Origin of the sequence: Antarctobacter heliothermus (genome assembly GCF_002237555.1) — a bacterium.
Classification (GTDB): Bacteria; Pseudomonadota; Alphaproteobacteria; order Rhodobacterales; family Rhodobacteraceae; genus Antarctobacter; species Antarctobacter heliothermus_B.
Genome location: NZ_CP022540.1, coordinates 3,867,140 through 3,882,615 on the forward strand (window position 1 = coordinate 3,867,140; position 15,476 = coordinate 3,882,615).

Here is a 15,476-nt window from a genome sequence, read left to right on the forward strand (position 1 = left end):
GTTTTGTCAGCAGGATGTCAGGGGCACAGGATTGCAGCCCGCGCGCACCCTGTTACACCTCTTTGCAAGCCCGCAATGGAGAGCCCCATGAAAGACGCAGCCCCCGTGACCATCCACCTCAAGGATTATACGCCCTTCGGCTGGCAACTTAGCGACGTTCACCTGACCTTTCATCTTGCGCCCAGATCTACGCGGGTGGTGTCAAAGATCCATTTCACGCCCAACCCAGAGGCCCCCGCGCAAGACTTCTTTTTGCACGGTGAGCAACTGACCCTGATCCGCGCCGCCATCGACGGTGTCGATGTGACACCAGAAGTGACAGAGGACGGATTGCGCTGCGCCGTGCCGGACGGCCCGTTCCTATGGGAATGCGAGGTCGAGATTGCGCCCGCGGACAACACGGCGCTTGAGGGGCTGTATATGTCCAGCGGCATGTACTGTACCCAATGTGAGGCCGAAGGCTTTCGCAAGATCACCTATTTCCCCGACCGCCCGGATGTCATGAGCGTGTTTACGGTGCGGGTTGAGGGCGATCTGCCGGTCCTGTTGTCCAACGGCAACTCGGTCCAGCGCGGCGACGGCTTTGCCGAATGGCACGATCCCTGGCCGAAACCGGCCTACCTGTTTGCGCTGGTGGCGGGCGATCTGGTCAACCACCCCGATAGTTTCACCACCATGAACGGCCGCAAGGTCAAACTGAACATCTGGGTCCGCCCCGGCGATGAGGGCAAATGCGCCTTTGGCATGGAGGCGCTGAAAAAGTCGATGCGCTGGGACGAAGAGGTCTATGGCCGCGAATACGATCTGGAGGTGTTCAACATCGTGGCAGTGGATGATTTCAACATGGGCGCAATGGAAAACAAGGGGCTGAACATCTTCAACTCCTCCTGCGTGCTGGCCTCGCCCGAAACCTCGACCGACGACAATTTCGAACGCATCGAATCGATCATCGCGCATGAGTATTTCCACAACTGGACCGGCAACCGGATCACCTGCCGGGATTGGTTCCAACTGTGTTTGAAAGAGGGGCTGACGGTCTTCCGCGACCAGCAGTTCACCAAGGACATCCGCTCTGCCCCGGTCAAACGGATCGACGATGTCGCGTCATTGCGCGGACGGCAGTTCCCCGAGGATCAAGGGCCGCTGGCGCATCCGGTGCGGCCCGAAAGCTTTCAGGAGATCAACAACTTTTACACGGCGACGGTTTATGACAAGGGTGCCGAGGTGATTGGCATGCTCAAGACGTTGGTCGGGGATGAGGCCTATGCCAAGGCGTTGACACTGTACTTTGACCGCCACGACGGCGACGCCGCCACAATCGAGGACTGGCTGAAGGTCTTTGAGGACACAACCGGCCGAGATCTGGCGCAATTCAAGCGGTGGTATTCTCAGGCCGGCACACCGCGCGTCAGCGTGACGGAGGATTGGGCCGATGGCACCTATACGCTGACCTTTGCCCAAACTACGCGACCTACGCCCGGCCAGCCGGAAAAGGCCCCGCAGGTGATTCCCATGGCAGTTGGTTTGCTGAATCCCAACGGCGATGAGGTCGTCCCAACCCGCGTGCTGGAAATCACCGAGGAAACCCAGAGCTTTCGCTTTGACGAACTGGCGGCGCGCCCTATCCCCTCAATCAACCGCGGGTTTTCCGCGCCGGTGGTGTTGGACCGCGATTCCAGCTCCGAGGAACGCGCCTTTTTGCTGGCGCATGACACCGATCCCGTCAATCGCTGGGAGGCCTCGTTACTGTTGGGGCGCGACTGCCTGTTTGCGATGATCACCGAAAACGCCGGCCCGGATGTGGCCTGGCTGGACGGGTTGGAACGGGTGTTGCGGGACCGCGATCTGGACCCGGCATTCCGGGCCATGATGATGGGCTGGCCGTCGCAGAACGAAATGGCGCAGGTGCTGTTCGAACGCGGCGTGACACCGGACCCGGACGCAATCTTTGCCGCACAGGAAACGCTGACGCAGTTCAAGGCCGAACGCTGGGCCGATCTGTTGCCTAGTCTGGCGGCAGAGGGCACGGTCGACGCCGCCTATCGTCCCGACGCCGACCAATCGGGCAAGCGGGCACTGGGGTCTGCCGTTCTTGCTCTGACCACGCGGTTGGACGGCGGCAAGGCGGCACAGGCGCAGTTCGAGAGCGCCGACAACATGACGCTGCAACTGTCGGCTTTGGGGCAGCTGGTTCGGGTAGGCAAGGATCAGGACGCCCTTGCCGCGTTTGAGGCGCAATGGTGCAAGGACCGTCTGGTCATGGACAAGTGGTTTGGCCTTCAGGTCGGCGCGACGGCCCCGGACAACGTCGTGCCAAGGGCCACGGCATTGACACAGCATGCGGATTTCGACTGGAAAAACCCAAACCGCTTTCGTGCCGTTCTGGGGGCCATGGCGATGAACCACGCCGGGTTCCACCGCAAGGATGGCGCGGGCTATGCGTTGCTGACCGAATGGTTGATCAAGCTCGACGATCTGAACCCCCAGACCACCGCGCGCATGTGTTCCGCGTTCCAGACATGGAAACGCTATGATGCGGACCGGCAGGCGCTGATCCGGGTTCAGCTGGAACGGCTGCGCGACAAACCCAAGCTGAGCCGTGACACCGCGGAAATGGTTGCGCGCATTCTGGGCGCGTGACGGTCAGGCCCGTTCGCGGCTGGTGCGGGAAGCCGCGCCAGCCAATGTGACAAATTGCGAGAAATCAAGCGCTCGGCGCAAGTCAGCGGCCCTGACACGTCAGGCAATCTTGTAGCCCGCTGCGAAACCGGGCTAGCCTGCCGCCGAACCGCTCCGGAGAAGCCCATGCCGCCTGTTTTTATCGCCACTCATCATCCATTTGACGCGCCGGAGACCCGCGCATGAACGGCGTTCTGATCGTGACCGGGGCCAGCGCCGGGATCGGCTCAACCACAGCACGCATTGCGGCCTTTTCCGGCTGGCAGCGGATCGTGGTCCACTATGGTCAGGATCGCGACGGCGCCGAAACCACCGCCGCCATGGTCGAAAGCATGGGTGCGCAGGCCTACCTGATCCAGGCGGACGTCACCAAGCCCAAGTCCATCGAAAAGATGTTTGCCAAAGTCCGCGACCTTAAGCCCGGACCGATCGGTCTGGTCAACAACGCCGGCATCGTGACCCCGCATGGCAGCATCGCCGACCTGACACCGGACCGGGTGCGCCATGTGTTTGCGGTCAATGTCTTTGGCGCGATCGAAGTGGCGCGGCAGTCCGTCGCCCTGATCCGCGAATGGGGCCTTGGCGGTGCCATCGTCAATATCTCATCCATGGCGGCCCGGTTGGGATCGGCAAATCAATATGTCGATTACGCAGCCTCCAAAGGAGCCATCGACACCTTTACCCTTGGGCTGGCCGACGAACTGGCACCAGAGGGCATCCGCGTCAACGCCATCCGTCCCGGACTGATTGAGACAGGCATACACGCCAAAGGCGGGCAACCAGACCGGCTAGAACGACTCGCCCCCACCACGCCCATGGGCCGGGCTGGTACCACAGAGGAATGCGCCGAAGCGATCCTTTGGCTGCTGTCAGAACGCGCGTCATATGTCACCCGGTCCATCCTCGACGTGTCGGGGGGCCGGTGACACCATTGGAACATGCGTCGTCAGGCCGAAGCCTGCGCGCCTTTCTGGTGTTGATGCTGATCTGGCTGGCCCTGCTGACGCTGTGGTTTGTACTACAGGCCTCTGTCTGGGTCGTGGGTTTTGTGATGCTGGTGACGCTGCCAGCCCTGCTGGATTTCGTGACCGGTCGCCACGCGTGGTTGCAGCTGGACGACACGGTTTTGCGCTGGGGCTCGGGCAAGGCCGAGGGAGATGTGGCACTGGCACGCATTGACCATATCCGATTGGAGACGCGACTCGATTTTTCGATCCGGGTGCGTTTGGTACTGGAGGACGGTCGCCGCATCACTCTGCCGCAGGACAGCCTGCCGCCACATCCCCGATTTCAGGACGCGGTGGAGGCACGCGGCATCCGGACCGAACGGCATCACTTTGTCCTGTTCGGATAAAAGATTAAATTCTCCCTGCATCTATATGTTATAAAATGAATATCCATCCAATCGACGCGCCGTACAGACGCCCGGTCCGGTCTGGTTCCCAACCCGATGCAACGAACCATTGGGAGTGGCCTTGCGCCCATTTTTCCCCTTGCGGCAAGGCATTGCCGAAACCGCAAGTCGCGGGCGTGCGTCCGCGGGCGGTGTGGTGTACTATTCCCTTTGACGAGGCGCCGCTGTCACCGACGCGTCACGAAATTATGATCTTGGGGCTAAAATGAGAGACCGCATTGATCCGCTGATCGCCGAGCGCGCACCTTGGCTGTTTTCCAACTCGCCATATGTGCAGCCGATACGCGCCGTCCTGAATCGCATGCTGGGCTATGAGAAGACGCTGGAAATCGGCAGCTTGGTCCAAGAAATGTCCGCCGACCAGATTATGCGGGTCATGGCAGAGATGCTGGCCAAGGACACCGAGGTGATCGGACTCAACCACTTGCCGCGTCAGGGCGCGGCGCTGATTGTCGCCAATCACCCGACCGGAATTGCCGATGGCATCATGCTGCATCACGCTCTGGGTCAGATCCGACGTGATACCTATTACTTTGCCAATCACGACATCATGCGGGTGCTGCCGCAATACGCAGAGATGATTGCCCCCGTCGAATGGCGCAAGGAAAAACGCAGCCATGGCAAAACGCGTGAGACGATGGCCTATACCCGGCAGGCGGTGGATGAAGGGCGTCTTGGCGTCATTTTTCCCGCCGGGCGTCTGGCCAAACGGCGCGGGTTGTCGCTGCACGAACGGCCCTGGATGGCGAGTGCTGCGATGATCGCGCGCAAGTTCGATCTGCCGGTGATTCCGGTGCATATTCGGGCGCGCAATTCGGTCCTGTTCTATCTGTTTGACCTGCTACACCCTACGTTGCGCGACATCACCCTGTTCCATGAGACGTTGAACAAGGCGCGTCAGCCCTATCGCATCACCTTGGGCGAGGCGATCTCTCCCAAGGCGCTGCCGGCCAAGTCCGAAGAGGGCATCGAAATGCTTCGTCGCGCCACGCTGGCTTTGGGCGGGCCCAAGGCCCCTGCGGTATCACTGGTCGATGCAACACGGCGGCCAAGCTGGCTCAAGGTCTGACCGTTTCGGGCATGATCGCGCCGTGCCGCGTTTCATTTTCCATCTGTGGAGAGGACGCCCAAAGGCATCGGCATTGGGCTCGTGTCATTTTTCTGCGGCCCGATTTCATCCGGGCGCGCCACCGGACGCAGCGACCGGGCAAGGCCCGTGCAATAGTCCTGTGACCGGGTCCAGGACATGATGTCCTCACGCTTGCGCCGGGAATGGAATGGTCCCCAGTCCGCCGCCACACCGCGCATCCCGCGACTGATCACCATGTCACGCGGCACCGTCACCGCCATAATCCGCAGCGCGCAGGACAGATTGTCCTCGGGGTCTTTCAGTGCGCCGCCACTTTTCGCCCGACACTGATAGAATTTTGCCGTTGGCGGATAGATCTGAACCAGCCCGTACCAACGGCCGCCGCCGCCCACCGCTGTAGGACGGTGCGTGCTTTCGTGCCATGCCAAGGCAGACACCAGACCAACCCAGAACGCCTCGCGTTGCGCGCGCCCGGCGCTGGGATAGGCGGGGCAGTATTTCGCGATGTCCTTTGGCACCAGATCGGGCAGTTCATTGGCGTGGGTGCGCAACGCCTGCAAGATCGCAACGCTCCAGCTGCGGCTGCCATCGATGTTGTCCCACCGGGCATCCGGGACGCGCATCCGCTTGCGTGCAACCGGGCGCAAAGACACCGGAACGGCAAGGCCAGAGACCTGCTCGGCGGCAGGAGCCGCAGGGTTGTTCAGGGCCACCGCAACCGCCGGATCGGGGTTGGCAAAGGCCGCAGCACCGAGCAACCCGGCACCGCAAATAAAGGCGAATATCGTTTTCATGGCGCTGGACTGTCTCTGACCCGCCACACGGATGCAAGCAGCCCTGCCGCCGCAGGCGTAAAACTCTCTGCGGGAAGAGCAAAAACCCGCCCGGTCCCCCAATGCTGGCGGAACATTGTCCACAACCCCGCAACATCTTGTCAGCGGTCTTTCACCAAAGTCAGGCAATCGCCAGAAGAAGGTCGGCGCAATTCCCGGAAGCCGCCAGATTTTGGCCGCGAATCGCAGGCAAAAGGCGGTCATGACATTGATTTCCCTATTCCCCTTTGCCCGCACTCTGGCTGCTCGACTGACGGCCTTGAAACCCGTCCCGGTTCAGGCTGTTGCGCCGGTGATCCCCAACCCGTCCACGCCAGTTGACCCTGATATGCCGCGCCTTGCGGTCCAGATCCCCGTACGCGATCCGGAACCAGCAGCGCAGGACGCTGCACGACTGCGGGCGCGCGGTCGGTTCCTGGCCCGGCAAGAGGATTGGGACCAACTGTCACTGGAAATCCGCAGGGCCGACAACAACCGCGCCTTGACCCCGGGTCTACACTCACAGGCCGCTATGATGTGCGAGGGAGCGCGGCAGGACATCACCGACGCCATTGTCGAGGGCGTGGCGCGCGGCGACCCCCTCGCCGTGCAGGCGGCGGTGGCCTCGCTGGACCCCCTGTTTACAGACCTGCCGGACTGTCCGGTCATCGCCCATATCGTTGCCATGGCCCATGTCGAGGCCGCACGGGCATGGCGAGGGACGGCCATGACCACCGACCTGCCCCCTGAGCGTCATGATGCCTATACCCACCACATGGCCGCCGCAGTCCGGTTGAACGACCGTTTCGACCCATTCGAACATGACACCCCTCTGTGGGCGCTGGTGCGTTGCGCTGTGTTGGAGGCCGATCCGCAGCCACATGCCCGTGTCGCCGATGATTTTGAGGACCTGATCGACCTCGATCCGGGCAATCCGCATCATATGTTGGACTTTGGCAACGCCCTGCGTCCGGTCCGGTTTGGCAGTTGGGAGATACTTGACGCACAGGCGCGACGAACGGCGTCGCGCACAGCCGATATCTGGGGCGCGGGCGGGTATACATGGGTCTATCTCGGCGCACTGGTCGAGGATCAGGGGGCCTTTCGCCGACTCGACGTTGAGCTGTTCGTAGAGGGATTGCACGATATTCTGGCCCGGCAACCGTCGCAGGTGATGGCCAACCGGATGGCGGCGCTGATTGGCTACCGGCTGGGTGGGCGCACTGATGAGGGCAGCTCCCGCAGGCGGATCGCAGATTGCTTTGGCTGGATCGTACAGGATCACCTGCGCGAACTTCATCCGGTGATCTGGGCAGAGGCCCCAGCCCGACCCAGCGCATCGAGCAACGCCGAGATCGAGATCGAAAGGCTGGGCCGTGAGCGCGCGATGTCGACCTTGACTGAATTTTTCACCCCGGCGCTGGACGCCGGTCGCAGGCTGGCCATTGGGCAGGACGATCTGCGTGTGATAAAAGGCGGCTGACGCGCGCCCCTTGCCCCTTGCCCGTGCCTGTTCTAGACCGCATCACAACCCCTTTCTTCCCCGCATGAGGACACCCGTGATGCTGGATCTGACCTATGAAGCGCCCAAACCCAAGGTGATCGCCGGGGCCAAGCACGACTGGGAGTTGGTCATTGGCATGGAAATTCACGCGCAGGTGGCCAGCCAGGCCAAGCTGTTCTCTGGCGCATCGACCAAATTCGGCGCGGAACCCAATTCCAACGTGTCTTTTGTGGATGCGGCGATGCCCGGCATGCTGCCAGTCATCAACGAATACTGCATCGAACAGGCGGTGCGCACCGGGCTGGGCCTGAAGGCGCAGATCAATCTGACCTCTGCCTTTGACCGCAAGAACTACTTTTACCCGGATCTGCCGCAGGGTTACCAGATTTCCCAACTGTATCATCCGCTTGTGGGCGAAGGTGAGGTAATTGTGGACATGGAGCCGGGGGTGGCGCGCCGGGTGCGGATCGAACGTATCCACGTCGAACAGGACGCGGGCAAATCGATCCACGACATGGATCCCAACATGTCCTTTGTCGATCTGAACCGGACCGGCGTCGCCCTGATGGAAATTGTCAGCCGTCCCGACATTCGCGGCCCCGAAGAGGCAGCCGCCTATGTCGTCAAGATGCGCCAGATCCTGCGCTATCTGGGCACCTGCGACGGCAACATGCAGAACGGCAATTTGCGCGCGGATGTGAACGTGTCGATCTGCTTGCCGGGCCAGTATGAAAAATACATGGAGACGCAGGATTTCGACCATCTTGGAACGCGGTGCGAGATCAAGAACATGAACTCCATGCGATTCATCCAGCAGGCCATCGACTATGAGGCCAAGCGCCAGATCGCGATTGTCGAGGCGGGTGGCAAGGTCGATCAGGAAACGCGCCTGTACGATCCGGACAAGGGCGAAACGCGGTCGATGCGGTCCAAGGAAGAGGCGCATGATTACCGCTATTTCCCCTGCCCCGACCTGCTGCCGCTAGAGATCGAACAGGGGTGGGTCGATGACATCGCGGCGTCGCTGCCGGAACTGCCCGATGAGAAAAAGGCGCGGTTTGTCAAAGACTTTGGCCTGTCGGAATATGATGCCAGCGTGCTGACCGCCGAGGTGGTGAACGCCGCCTATTTCGAAGCGGTGGTGACGTCGGCAGGCGACGGCAAACTGTCGGCCAATTGGGTGATCAATGAATTGTTCGGGCGCCTGAAAAAGGACGATTGCGACATTTCGGATAGCCCGGTCAGTCCCGCGCAGCTTGCTGGAATCATTCGGCTTATCAAATCCGATGCGATCAGCGGCAAGATCGCCAAGGACCTGTTCGAGATCGTCTATACTGAAGGCGGCGACCCCGAACAGATTGTCGAAGAGCGCGGCATGAAACAGGTTACCGACACCGGCGCGATCGAGACGGCAGTAGATGAGATCATCGCCGCCAACCCCGCACAGGTGGAAAAGGCCCGGCAGAACCCCAAACTTGCGGGCTGGTTCGTGGGTCAGGTGATGAAAGCCACGGGCGGCAAGGCCAACCCCAAAGCCGTCAACGAACTCGTCGCTGCGAAGTTGGGCCTGTAGCCCGGCGGCAAGCAGCCGCGCATCGGCATGCTCAATACTCTTGCATTGAGACCCCGGATCAAATCCGGGGCGGGATGCGCCGTCGTGATCCGGGAATGGGTCAAAGAATTTGCCTTATGCAGGTAAGGAATCCCTGACTGCACCTGCGTCTTGCAAATGTGTTAATAAAGTGTTAACGTTGTTTTATAGCCATCGCTAGCGTCAGGATTGATCGACGCGACACGCAAATGATTGAACTTGGGGGGTTTCATCCGTTAGTTCATAAAAAGTCAGGGGCGCGGTCCAGCAGGACCCGCCCCTATTTTTTTGTCTGGCGTGTTTGTCACGTCGCCGCATGCCCGCTCAGGTATCCAGATCCAGCGAAAGCGCGTGGATCGCGCTCACCAGTTCCGGCCCCAAGGCACTGTGCACGGCACGGTGGCGGGCAATGCGTGACTGACCAGCAAATTCGGGCGCGCGCAGGACGACGTGGAAGTGGCTTTCGCCGCTGCCGTCATCGCCCGAATGGCCGGCGTGGCGCCCGCTGTCATTGCGGACCTCAATCTGGCTAGCTTCAAAAGCTGCCTCAAGTTTCGACTGTATTTCATCTGCGCGCGACATTTTTCGCAAGCCCCCCTGTAAACTGATCGCCGATAGTCTATGCTCTGGCGTCCGAGTCGAGAAGAGGTGCGGTATGAGCAAAGATGATCCCTTCGGTTTCGACATGTCCGTGAGGTCCGCGAAGAAGAAGAATCCGCGTGGCCGCAAGGGCATGACCGGCGCACAGGAGACGTCGACACGGATCTGCGACCATGACGGTTGTGAAGAGCCGGGAAAATTCCGTGCGCCCAAAGCGCCGGATGTGCTGGATGACTTCTTTTGGTTCTGCAAAGACCATGTGCGCGAATACAATGCCAAGTGGAGCTTTTTCGACGGCAAGACCGAGGCGGAGATGAACGCTCAGGAGTCGTCGGACAAGGTATGGGAACGCAAGACCAAAGACTGGCGTGACCCAGAGGCCAAGGCATGGGCGCGGCTGGGCATCGAAGATCCGCATCAGGTGCTGGGCAACAATGCGACACGCAATCCAGGTCGCAGCAAACCGGGCGGCGGGCGCAAATTGCCGCCGACTGAACGGCGCGCGGTCGAGATCCTTGATGCCGGTGACAGCATGACAAAGGCGGACATCCGCAAGATCTACAAATCGTTGATCAAGGTGCTGCACCCCGACATGAACGGCGGCGACCGCAGTCAGGAAGAACAGTTGCAGCAGGTGGTCTGGGCCTGGGACCAGATAAAGGACAGCCGCAGCTTCAAGTGACAGAATGGCCCGGATTTTCCGGACCATACATCCGCCATAGGAATGGTTTTATCGGTCCTGTTCTCTAAAGGGATCGTTTTGCCATGATCCTTCGCTGCCTGATTGCAGCAGTTGCCACACTTGATGTCCTTAGGCCCCTGTAAACGCGCGGGATCTGCCGCTGGGTCCAAAGACGGATTTCGGGCAGATGGTTCTCAGCAACACTCAGGTGTCCTTTGCCAGCATCACGTTGGAGCAGACCAATGGCGGGCAGTTCGATTCCGAAGCGACCTACCAATAACCGGAGTTTTCAGGCTACCGGAAATTGGGCCGCGCGGTTGGGCAGTTGGATATCGCGGCCGCCAAGAACATTGCGATCATCCCCTCATTGGCAGGTTTTCCCGCCGCAATCGTCCAACTCGTACCAGTTACGGTTTAAATGCGGGCGAAACTGGCAGGACCGGACAAAGCCAAACTGACGCGGATTTTCTGGACTTTCAATCATAGGGAGAGTACGATTTGAAACATTCACCTTCCTAACACTCTCCCCCCACTCACGGGAACGGACGCGCAGCCACATCTGGCCGTGCGTCCGTCGTCCTGAGTCGACACCAACACGCGCTGCAATCAGGCCGCACTGAACGTCAGGCTGACTCCGTTGATGCAATGACGTTTTCCGGTTGGGGCCGGGCCGTCGTCAAAGATGTGGCCAAGGTGTGACCCGCAACGACGGCAGTGGCATTCGGTCCGCGTATAGAACAGCGTGCGATCAGGTTTGGTCTCGACCGCGCGGGGAATCGCCTCGTAGAACGAGGGCCATCCGGTGCCGCTGTCGAACTTCGTCTTGGAGGAATACAGCGCCAGATCACAGCCTTTGCAATGGAACGTTCCCGCGCGCGTTTCATCATTCAGCGGAGAGGTAAAGGCGCGCTCGGTCTCCTCTTTGCGCATCACCCGGTATTCGGCATCACTAAGCATGGAGCGCCATTCGGCGTCTGACCGAGAGACTTCAAAGTTGCCCCCGGCCGCCTGTGCGGCGCGCGTAAGCAGGGGCGTGGCGAATAAACTGACAACAAATTCACGACGTTTCATCGGGGTCTCCTTTTGGAACGAAAGGATGCGCGCCCCGTCATCCTGGGACAAGCACGGGGCGCGCACGATTGCGCGAGGGGAATCCAGGGGGTTGGGGTCTCGCGCAACTCCGGGGACCTTACTGCTTGGGCAGCAGCACGCGGTCGATGACATGAATGACGCCATTGGACTGACGGACATCGGCGATGGTGACGGTCGCTGCGCGGCCGTTTTCGTCTGTCAGGATGATGTCATCCCCGTCCATCTTGGCCTGCAAGGTACAGCCGCCCACGGTCGGCACGGGATGCATGCCACCATCATCGGCGATCATCCCGGCAATGGCGTCGGACATGGCGTTGGCCGCCACGACGTGACAGGTCAGGATGGTGGCCAGTTGTGCCTTGGCTTCGGGCTGCATCAGCGCCGTCAGGGTATCCTCAGAGATCATCGCAAAGGCGTCGTTGGTCGGCGCAAAGACGGTGAAAGGGCCATCGCCGGACAGTGTATCTACAAGTCCAGCGGCCTGAACAGCGGCAACCAGAGTTGTGTGATCGGCAGAGTTTACGGCGTTCTCGACGATGGTCTTGTCGGCAAACATCGGTGCACCGCCAACCATCGGGTTGCCGGTTGCGGCGTGGCTTTCCGCAAAAGCGGTGCCTGCAGTTGCGGTCAGAGCGAGGGCGGCAAGTGTGGTGAAACGTGTCATTGGAAACCTTTCCCGTGTTGGTCAGTCAGGGAGCGCGTCTTGCGATCCCGATGCCCTCAGCCACGAAGCGATCCACAAAGTAGTTTCGCCCAGCCGATAACATGGCGATCACCAAAGCGTGAGCGCGCCTTTGGGTGACCACATGTCGCTTTCGCATCGGCAGTTGCAGCGGTCTGAGGTAAGTGTCGGACCTAAACCACAGGAGGTGCGCCATGTTTCTTTCGGTCTTCGAGATGTTCAAGGTGGGCATCGGACCATCGTCGTCTCATACGATGGGACCAATGGTGGCGGCGGCGCGCTTTCTGGACCTGCTGCGGGCAGCGCCGTTTGCGGCGCATGGCGTCAGGGCCTCGCTGCATGGCTCTCTGGCGTTCACCGGCGTGGGCCATGCAACAGACCGGGCAACCGTGCTTGGATTGGCAGGGTTTGTGCCTGACAGCTATGATCACGCCCGCGCCGAGGCCGCCCTGGTCCAAATCCGCGACACCTGTCGCGTGACCCCATCAGGCTTGCCGGAATTGGTGTTCGACCCAAAGACAGACCTTGTGTTTGAATTTGGCGCGGCTTTGCCGGGGCACGCCAACGGCATGATCCTCAAGGCCACTGACGCACAGGGCGACGTGATCCTGCAGGAAACCTATTACTCCGTCGGGGGCGGCTTTGTGCTGACAGCAGCCGAACTGGCCGCAGGCAAGGACTCCGATGAAGGCGCCCCGGTTCCCTACCCGTTCAAGACCGCTTCTGAGATGCTGGAGATGGCCAAAACCTCGGGCCGCACCATCGCCGAGATGAAGCGCGCCAATGAGGTCTTACGCGGCGGCACCGACAGTCTCGACAAGGGGGTGGCGCGGATCTGGCAGGTGATGAACAACTGCATCGACCGTGGTCTGACCTTTGACGGCATTCTGCCCGGCGGGCTGGGCGTCAAGCGCCGTGCCCGGAACATCCACGATCAGCTGATGGCAGAACGCGGCATGAACCTTGCCCCACCTCACACGATCAACGACTGGATGAACGTTTACGCCATGGCCGTGAATGAGGAAAACGCCGCCGGCGGTCAGGTGGTGACCGCCCCCACCAACGGCGCGGCGGGCGTGGTGCCGGCGGTGATCCGTTACTGGCTGGATCACGTCCCGGGTGCCAGCCGCACCCGCATCCCAGAGTTTCTGCTCACCGCCGCCGCAATTGGCGGGCTGGTGAAATACAATGCCTCGATCTCCGGCGCAGAGGCAGGCTGCCAGGCCGAAGTCGGCAGCGCCGCCGCCATGGCGGCGGCCGGGCTCTGTGCCGTCATGGGGGGCACCCCGGAACAGGTGGAAAACGCCGCCGAAATCGCGCTGGAGCACCACCTTGGCATGACCTGTGACCCGGTCAAAGGGCTGGTGCAGGTGCCTTGCATCGAACGCAACGGTCTGGGCGCGATCAAGGCGGTGTCCGCCGCCTCGCTTTCCCTGCGGGGGGACGGCACTCACCTTGTGCCGCTGGATGCCTGCATTGAAACCATGCGCCAGACTGGCCACGACATGAGTGAAAAATACAAGGAAACCTCGCTTGGCGGGTTGGCTGTGAACGTCCCCAATTGCTAAGCGCTCGGCCCCGGTTTCTTCTGTCCTGAAATATCCCGGGGGTGAGGCCGCAGGCCGAGGGGGCAGCGCCCCCTGCCACATCTCAAAAGTTAACACCGTCAGGACGAAAAACCGATCGGCCCGCCTGCTTCACCGTTGCCGGCTGGCGTGCTGCAAATTACGGAAACGCTGGCCTTCCTGCGGCTGTCAGTTTGTGACACTGACCAGCATGAATTTGGCGCCCTGCCCCCGATCGGTGATCAGCCGCACCTCACCGTGTTCGCGATAGCGCAAGGCATCCCCCGGTCCAAGGTCATAGCCCGACCCATCCAGATTGACGTGCAGATAGCCGGTCAACAAAACCAGATGATGCTCTTGCCCCACGACGTCGGGCGTATCCTGCACCATCTCTGAATTGGGCGTCATTTTGCATTCCATGACCTCGCCCGACAGCGCTGCCGCCGCAGGTGAGACGAAACGCTTGGCCAGACCGGAATCGCCATCGCGCCAGACCGCCTGTTCATCCCGCGTGACATGCGCCGAAAACCCGTCCTCGATCATCGCAAAGAGGCGTGACAGCGACATCTCATGCGCCACCGCAAGACGAGACAACACGTCCGCAGAGGGACTGACCTCGGCGTTCTCAAGCCGCGACAGGGCCGCGCGGCTGACGCCGCTGGCGGCGGCGAGTTGATCCAGCGTCCAGCCGCGGGCAGCCCGCAGCGCCGACAGGCGCCCGGCAAGGCGGACCGTCAGATCGCTTTTCATTTGTATCCCCCCGGGAATCCATCCCGTATCTCGAATTAGATAGGAATTCCCAAAAAAACGCAACATTGGCAGAGGGGGGGCATTGTCCGGAATTCGACAGACTATCAGGCGTTCCAGCGAACGGTTGCGACGTCGCCAAGATCATAGCCCCCCAATCGCGCCGCCTGTAACCGCAGGGCACTACCGGCGCAAAACTGGATCAGCTGTTGCATCGGGGGGTCGAAATAGGCCCGACGATCGATCAGCAAATCGAACCGTTCGTCCATCAGCGGAACAAAACGCAGGCCAAAGTCCCGCGCGACCGTCTCTAACCCAAACGTAACGTCCGCCTCCCTCCGCGCCACCGCCTGAACCGCTTCGGTTTCGGTCCGTGCGACTTGGGTCAGGATCATAGAGTCCTCTGCCAGTCTTGCCGCATCGGACAGCTGGCGGAACAGGGTTGCTGTCCCCGATAGCGGCTGTCTGGGCGCAAAGCGCAGGCCCGCCAGATCCTCTAGCGCGGCGACCTGCGGGGCGTCGGGATGCAGCACCAGACCACGACGACGACCGGCAAACCCGATCAACACCGCGTCTGACGCCTGCGCCACCGCTGCAAGGTTCCAATCTTGGCTGGCCGCATCATACACATGCAAACCGCAGGCAACGCCTTCTCCCGCAAGGAACCGCGCCACCCCGTCCAGCGAGCCGTCAAAATAGGTGGCAAGGCCACAGCGGCTTTCGCGAACCGCCCAGTCCAGCAACGGATCGTGGCTGCCTAGCAGCACTTTAGGGCGTGGCGCAGGCACACCGCTGGTGCCGGTACTGTGCTCGGCAATCCAGGCGCGGATGTCGCGCGCCGGAAATAGTAATTTGCCGGTGGCGCGCGAACATGGCACCGCGCCAGAGGCAGCAAGATCGTAGATCTTGCGTTCCTTTAGCCGCAACAGCTCGGCCAATTCGGCCACAGTCAGGTATTCGTGCAGATGTTCAGGCGCATCGGCGCGCATGGCGGGGGCCTCCTGTAGGCCCCCTGACC

At 61.1% G+C, this 15,476-nt stretch carries 14 protein-coding genes; 8 read left to right on the forward strand and 6 right to left on the reverse strand.

Features of this window, described 5'->3' with window-relative positions:
* The first annotated feature begins 87 nt into the window (after positions 1-87).
* The 4 genes from pepN (at position 88) to ANTHELSMS3_RS18310 (ending at position 5,162) form a co-directional block, all read left to right on the forward strand.
* Entirely contained in the window at positions 88-2,640 is a 2,553-nt protein-coding gene (gene pepN / locus ANTHELSMS3_RS18295) for an aminopeptidase N (protein WP_094036139.1), read from the forward strand.
* Positions 2,641-2,861: 221 nt separating this feature from the next.
* Entirely contained in the window at positions 2,862-3,605 is a 744-nt protein-coding gene (locus tag ANTHELSMS3_RS18300) for an SDR family oxidoreductase (RefSeq protein WP_094036140.1), read from the forward strand.
* Positions 3,602-4,033, forward strand: coding sequence for a hypothetical protein (locus ANTHELSMS3_RS18305; RefSeq protein WP_094036141.1), 432 nt, complete (start codon positions 3,602-3,604; stop codon positions 4,031-4,033). Before ANTHELSMS3_RS18300 ends, ANTHELSMS3_RS18305 begins: the two co-directional genes overlap by 4 nt.
* Positions 4,034-4,298: 265 nt before the next feature.
* The gene (locus ANTHELSMS3_RS18310) at positions 4,299-5,162 is read left to right on the forward strand and encodes a lysophospholipid acyltransferase family protein (RefSeq protein ID WP_094036142.1); all 864 of its coding nucleotides are present in this window, start codon (positions 4,299-4,301) and stop codon (positions 5,160-5,162) included.
* A 32-nt stretch (positions 5,163-5,194) separates the two neighbouring features.
* Here the strand turns inward: ANTHELSMS3_RS18310 and ANTHELSMS3_RS18315 are convergent, their stop codons facing one another.
* A complete protein-coding gene (locus ANTHELSMS3_RS18315; protein WP_254694773.1) occupies positions 5,195-5,977 on the reverse strand; it encodes a transglycosylase SLT domain-containing protein in 783 nt (260 codons plus the stop codon).
* 241 nt (positions 5,978-6,218) lie between these two features.
* On the opposite strand from ANTHELSMS3_RS18315, the gene ANTHELSMS3_RS18320 reads away from it, so the two are divergent.
* On the forward strand, positions 6,219-7,478 hold the full coding sequence (locus tag ANTHELSMS3_RS18320) for a hypothetical protein (RefSeq protein WP_094036143.1): 1,260 nt from the start codon (positions 6,219-6,221) through the stop codon (positions 7,476-7,478).
* Positions 7,479-7,557: 79 nt separating this feature from the next.
* Positions 7,558-9,072, forward strand: coding sequence for an Asp-tRNA(Asn)/Glu-tRNA(Gln) amidotransferase subunit GatB (gatB, locus tag ANTHELSMS3_RS18325; RefSeq protein WP_094036144.1), 1,515 nt, complete (start codon positions 7,558-7,560; stop codon positions 9,070-9,072).
* Between the two features lie 342 nt (positions 9,073-9,414).
* On the opposite strand, the gene ANTHELSMS3_RS18330 is transcribed toward gatB, so the two are convergent.
* The gene (locus tag ANTHELSMS3_RS18330; RefSeq protein ID WP_094036145.1) at positions 9,415-9,672 is read right to left on the reverse strand and encodes a BolA family protein; all 258 of its coding nucleotides are present in this window, start codon (positions 9,670-9,672) and stop codon (positions 9,415-9,417) included.
* 73 nt (positions 9,673-9,745) lie between these two features.
* Between ANTHELSMS3_RS18330 and ANTHELSMS3_RS18335 the strand changes: the two genes are divergently transcribed.
* The gene (locus ANTHELSMS3_RS18335; RefSeq protein ID WP_094036146.1) at positions 9,746-10,372 is read left to right on the forward strand and encodes a J domain-containing protein; all 627 of its coding nucleotides are present in this window, start codon (positions 9,746-9,748) and stop codon (positions 10,370-10,372) included.
* A 606-nt stretch (positions 10,373-10,978) separates the two neighbouring features.
* Here ANTHELSMS3_RS18335 and msrB read toward each other — a convergent pair.
* Together msrB and ANTHELSMS3_RS18345 are read right to left on the reverse strand one after the other, a co-directional pair.
* A complete protein-coding gene (gene msrB / locus ANTHELSMS3_RS18340; RefSeq protein ID WP_094037227.1) occupies positions 10,979-11,443 on the reverse strand; it encodes a peptide-methionine (R)-S-oxide reductase MsrB in 465 nt (154 codons plus the stop codon).
* 118 nt (positions 11,444-11,561) lie between these two features.
* The gene (locus tag ANTHELSMS3_RS18345; protein WP_094036147.1) at positions 11,562-12,128 is read right to left on the reverse strand and encodes a fasciclin domain-containing protein; all 567 of its coding nucleotides are present in this window, start codon (positions 12,126-12,128) and stop codon (positions 11,562-11,564) included.
* Positions 12,129-12,340: 212 nt separating this feature from the next.
* Between ANTHELSMS3_RS18345 and ANTHELSMS3_RS18355 the strand changes: the two genes are divergently transcribed.
* Positions 12,341-13,714, forward strand: coding sequence for an L-serine ammonia-lyase (locus ANTHELSMS3_RS18355; RefSeq protein WP_094036149.1), 1,374 nt, complete (start codon positions 12,341-12,343; stop codon positions 13,712-13,714).
* A gap of 186 nt (positions 13,715-13,900) precedes the next feature.
* On the opposite strand, the gene ANTHELSMS3_RS18360 is transcribed toward ANTHELSMS3_RS18355, so the two are convergent.
* Positions 13,901-14,461 carry a helix-turn-helix domain-containing protein gene (locus ANTHELSMS3_RS18360; protein ID WP_094036150.1) on the reverse strand — a complete coding sequence of 187 codons (561 nt, stop codon included), beginning with the start codon at positions 14,459-14,461 and terminating at the stop codon, positions 13,901-13,903.
* Between the two features lie 104 nt (positions 14,462-14,565).
* The gene (locus tag ANTHELSMS3_RS18365) at positions 14,566-15,447 is read right to left on the reverse strand and encodes a helix-turn-helix transcriptional regulator (protein WP_094036151.1); all 882 of its coding nucleotides are present in this window, start codon (positions 15,445-15,447) and stop codon (positions 14,566-14,568) included.
* Between the last annotated feature and the right edge of the window lie 29 nt (positions 15,448-15,476).

Coding starts and splice junctions, on each gene's coding strand:
- pepN (WP_094036139.1), top strand. CDS start 88: ATGAAAGACGCAGCCCCCGTGACCATCCACCTCAAGGATTATACGCCC.
- ANTHELSMS3_RS18300 (WP_094036140.1), top strand. CDS start 2,862: ATGAACGGCGTTCTGATCGTGACCGGGGCCAGCGCCGGGATCGGCTCA.
- ANTHELSMS3_RS18310 (WP_094036142.1), top strand. CDS start 4,299: ATGAGAGACCGCATTGATCCGCTGATCGCCGAGCGCGCACCTTGGCTG.
- ANTHELSMS3_RS18315 (WP_254694773.1), bottom strand. CDS start 5,977: ATGAAAACGATATTCGCCTTTATTTGCGGTGCCGGGTTGCTCGGTGCT.
- ANTHELSMS3_RS18320 (WP_094036143.1), top strand. CDS start 6,219: ATGACATTGATTTCCCTATTCCCCTTTGCCCGCACTCTGGCTGCTCGA.
- gatB (WP_094036144.1), top strand. CDS start 7,558: ATGCTGGATCTGACCTATGAAGCGCCCAAACCCAAGGTGATCGCCGGG.
- ANTHELSMS3_RS18330 (WP_094036145.1), bottom strand. CDS start 9,672: ATGTCGCGCGCAGATGAAATACAGTCGAAACTTGAGGCAGCTTTTGAA.
- ANTHELSMS3_RS18335 (WP_094036146.1), top strand. CDS start 9,746: ATGAGCAAAGATGATCCCTTCGGTTTCGACATGTCCGTGAGGTCCGCG.
- msrB (WP_094037227.1), bottom strand. CDS start 11,443: ATGAAACGTCGTGAATTTGTTGTCAGTTTATTCGCCACGCCCCTGCTT.
- ANTHELSMS3_RS18345 (WP_094036147.1), bottom strand. CDS start 12,128: ATGACACGTTTCACCACACTTGCCGCCCTCGCTCTGACCGCAACTGCA.
- ANTHELSMS3_RS18355 (WP_094036149.1), top strand. CDS start 12,341: ATGTTTCTTTCGGTCTTCGAGATGTTCAAGGTGGGCATCGGACCATCG.
- ANTHELSMS3_RS18360 (WP_094036150.1), bottom strand. CDS start 14,461: ATGAAAAGCGATCTGACGGTCCGCCTTGCCGGGCGCCTGTCGGCGCTG.
- ANTHELSMS3_RS18365 (WP_094036151.1), bottom strand. CDS start 15,447: ATGCGCGCCGATGCGCCTGAACATCTGCACGAATACCTGACTGTGGCC.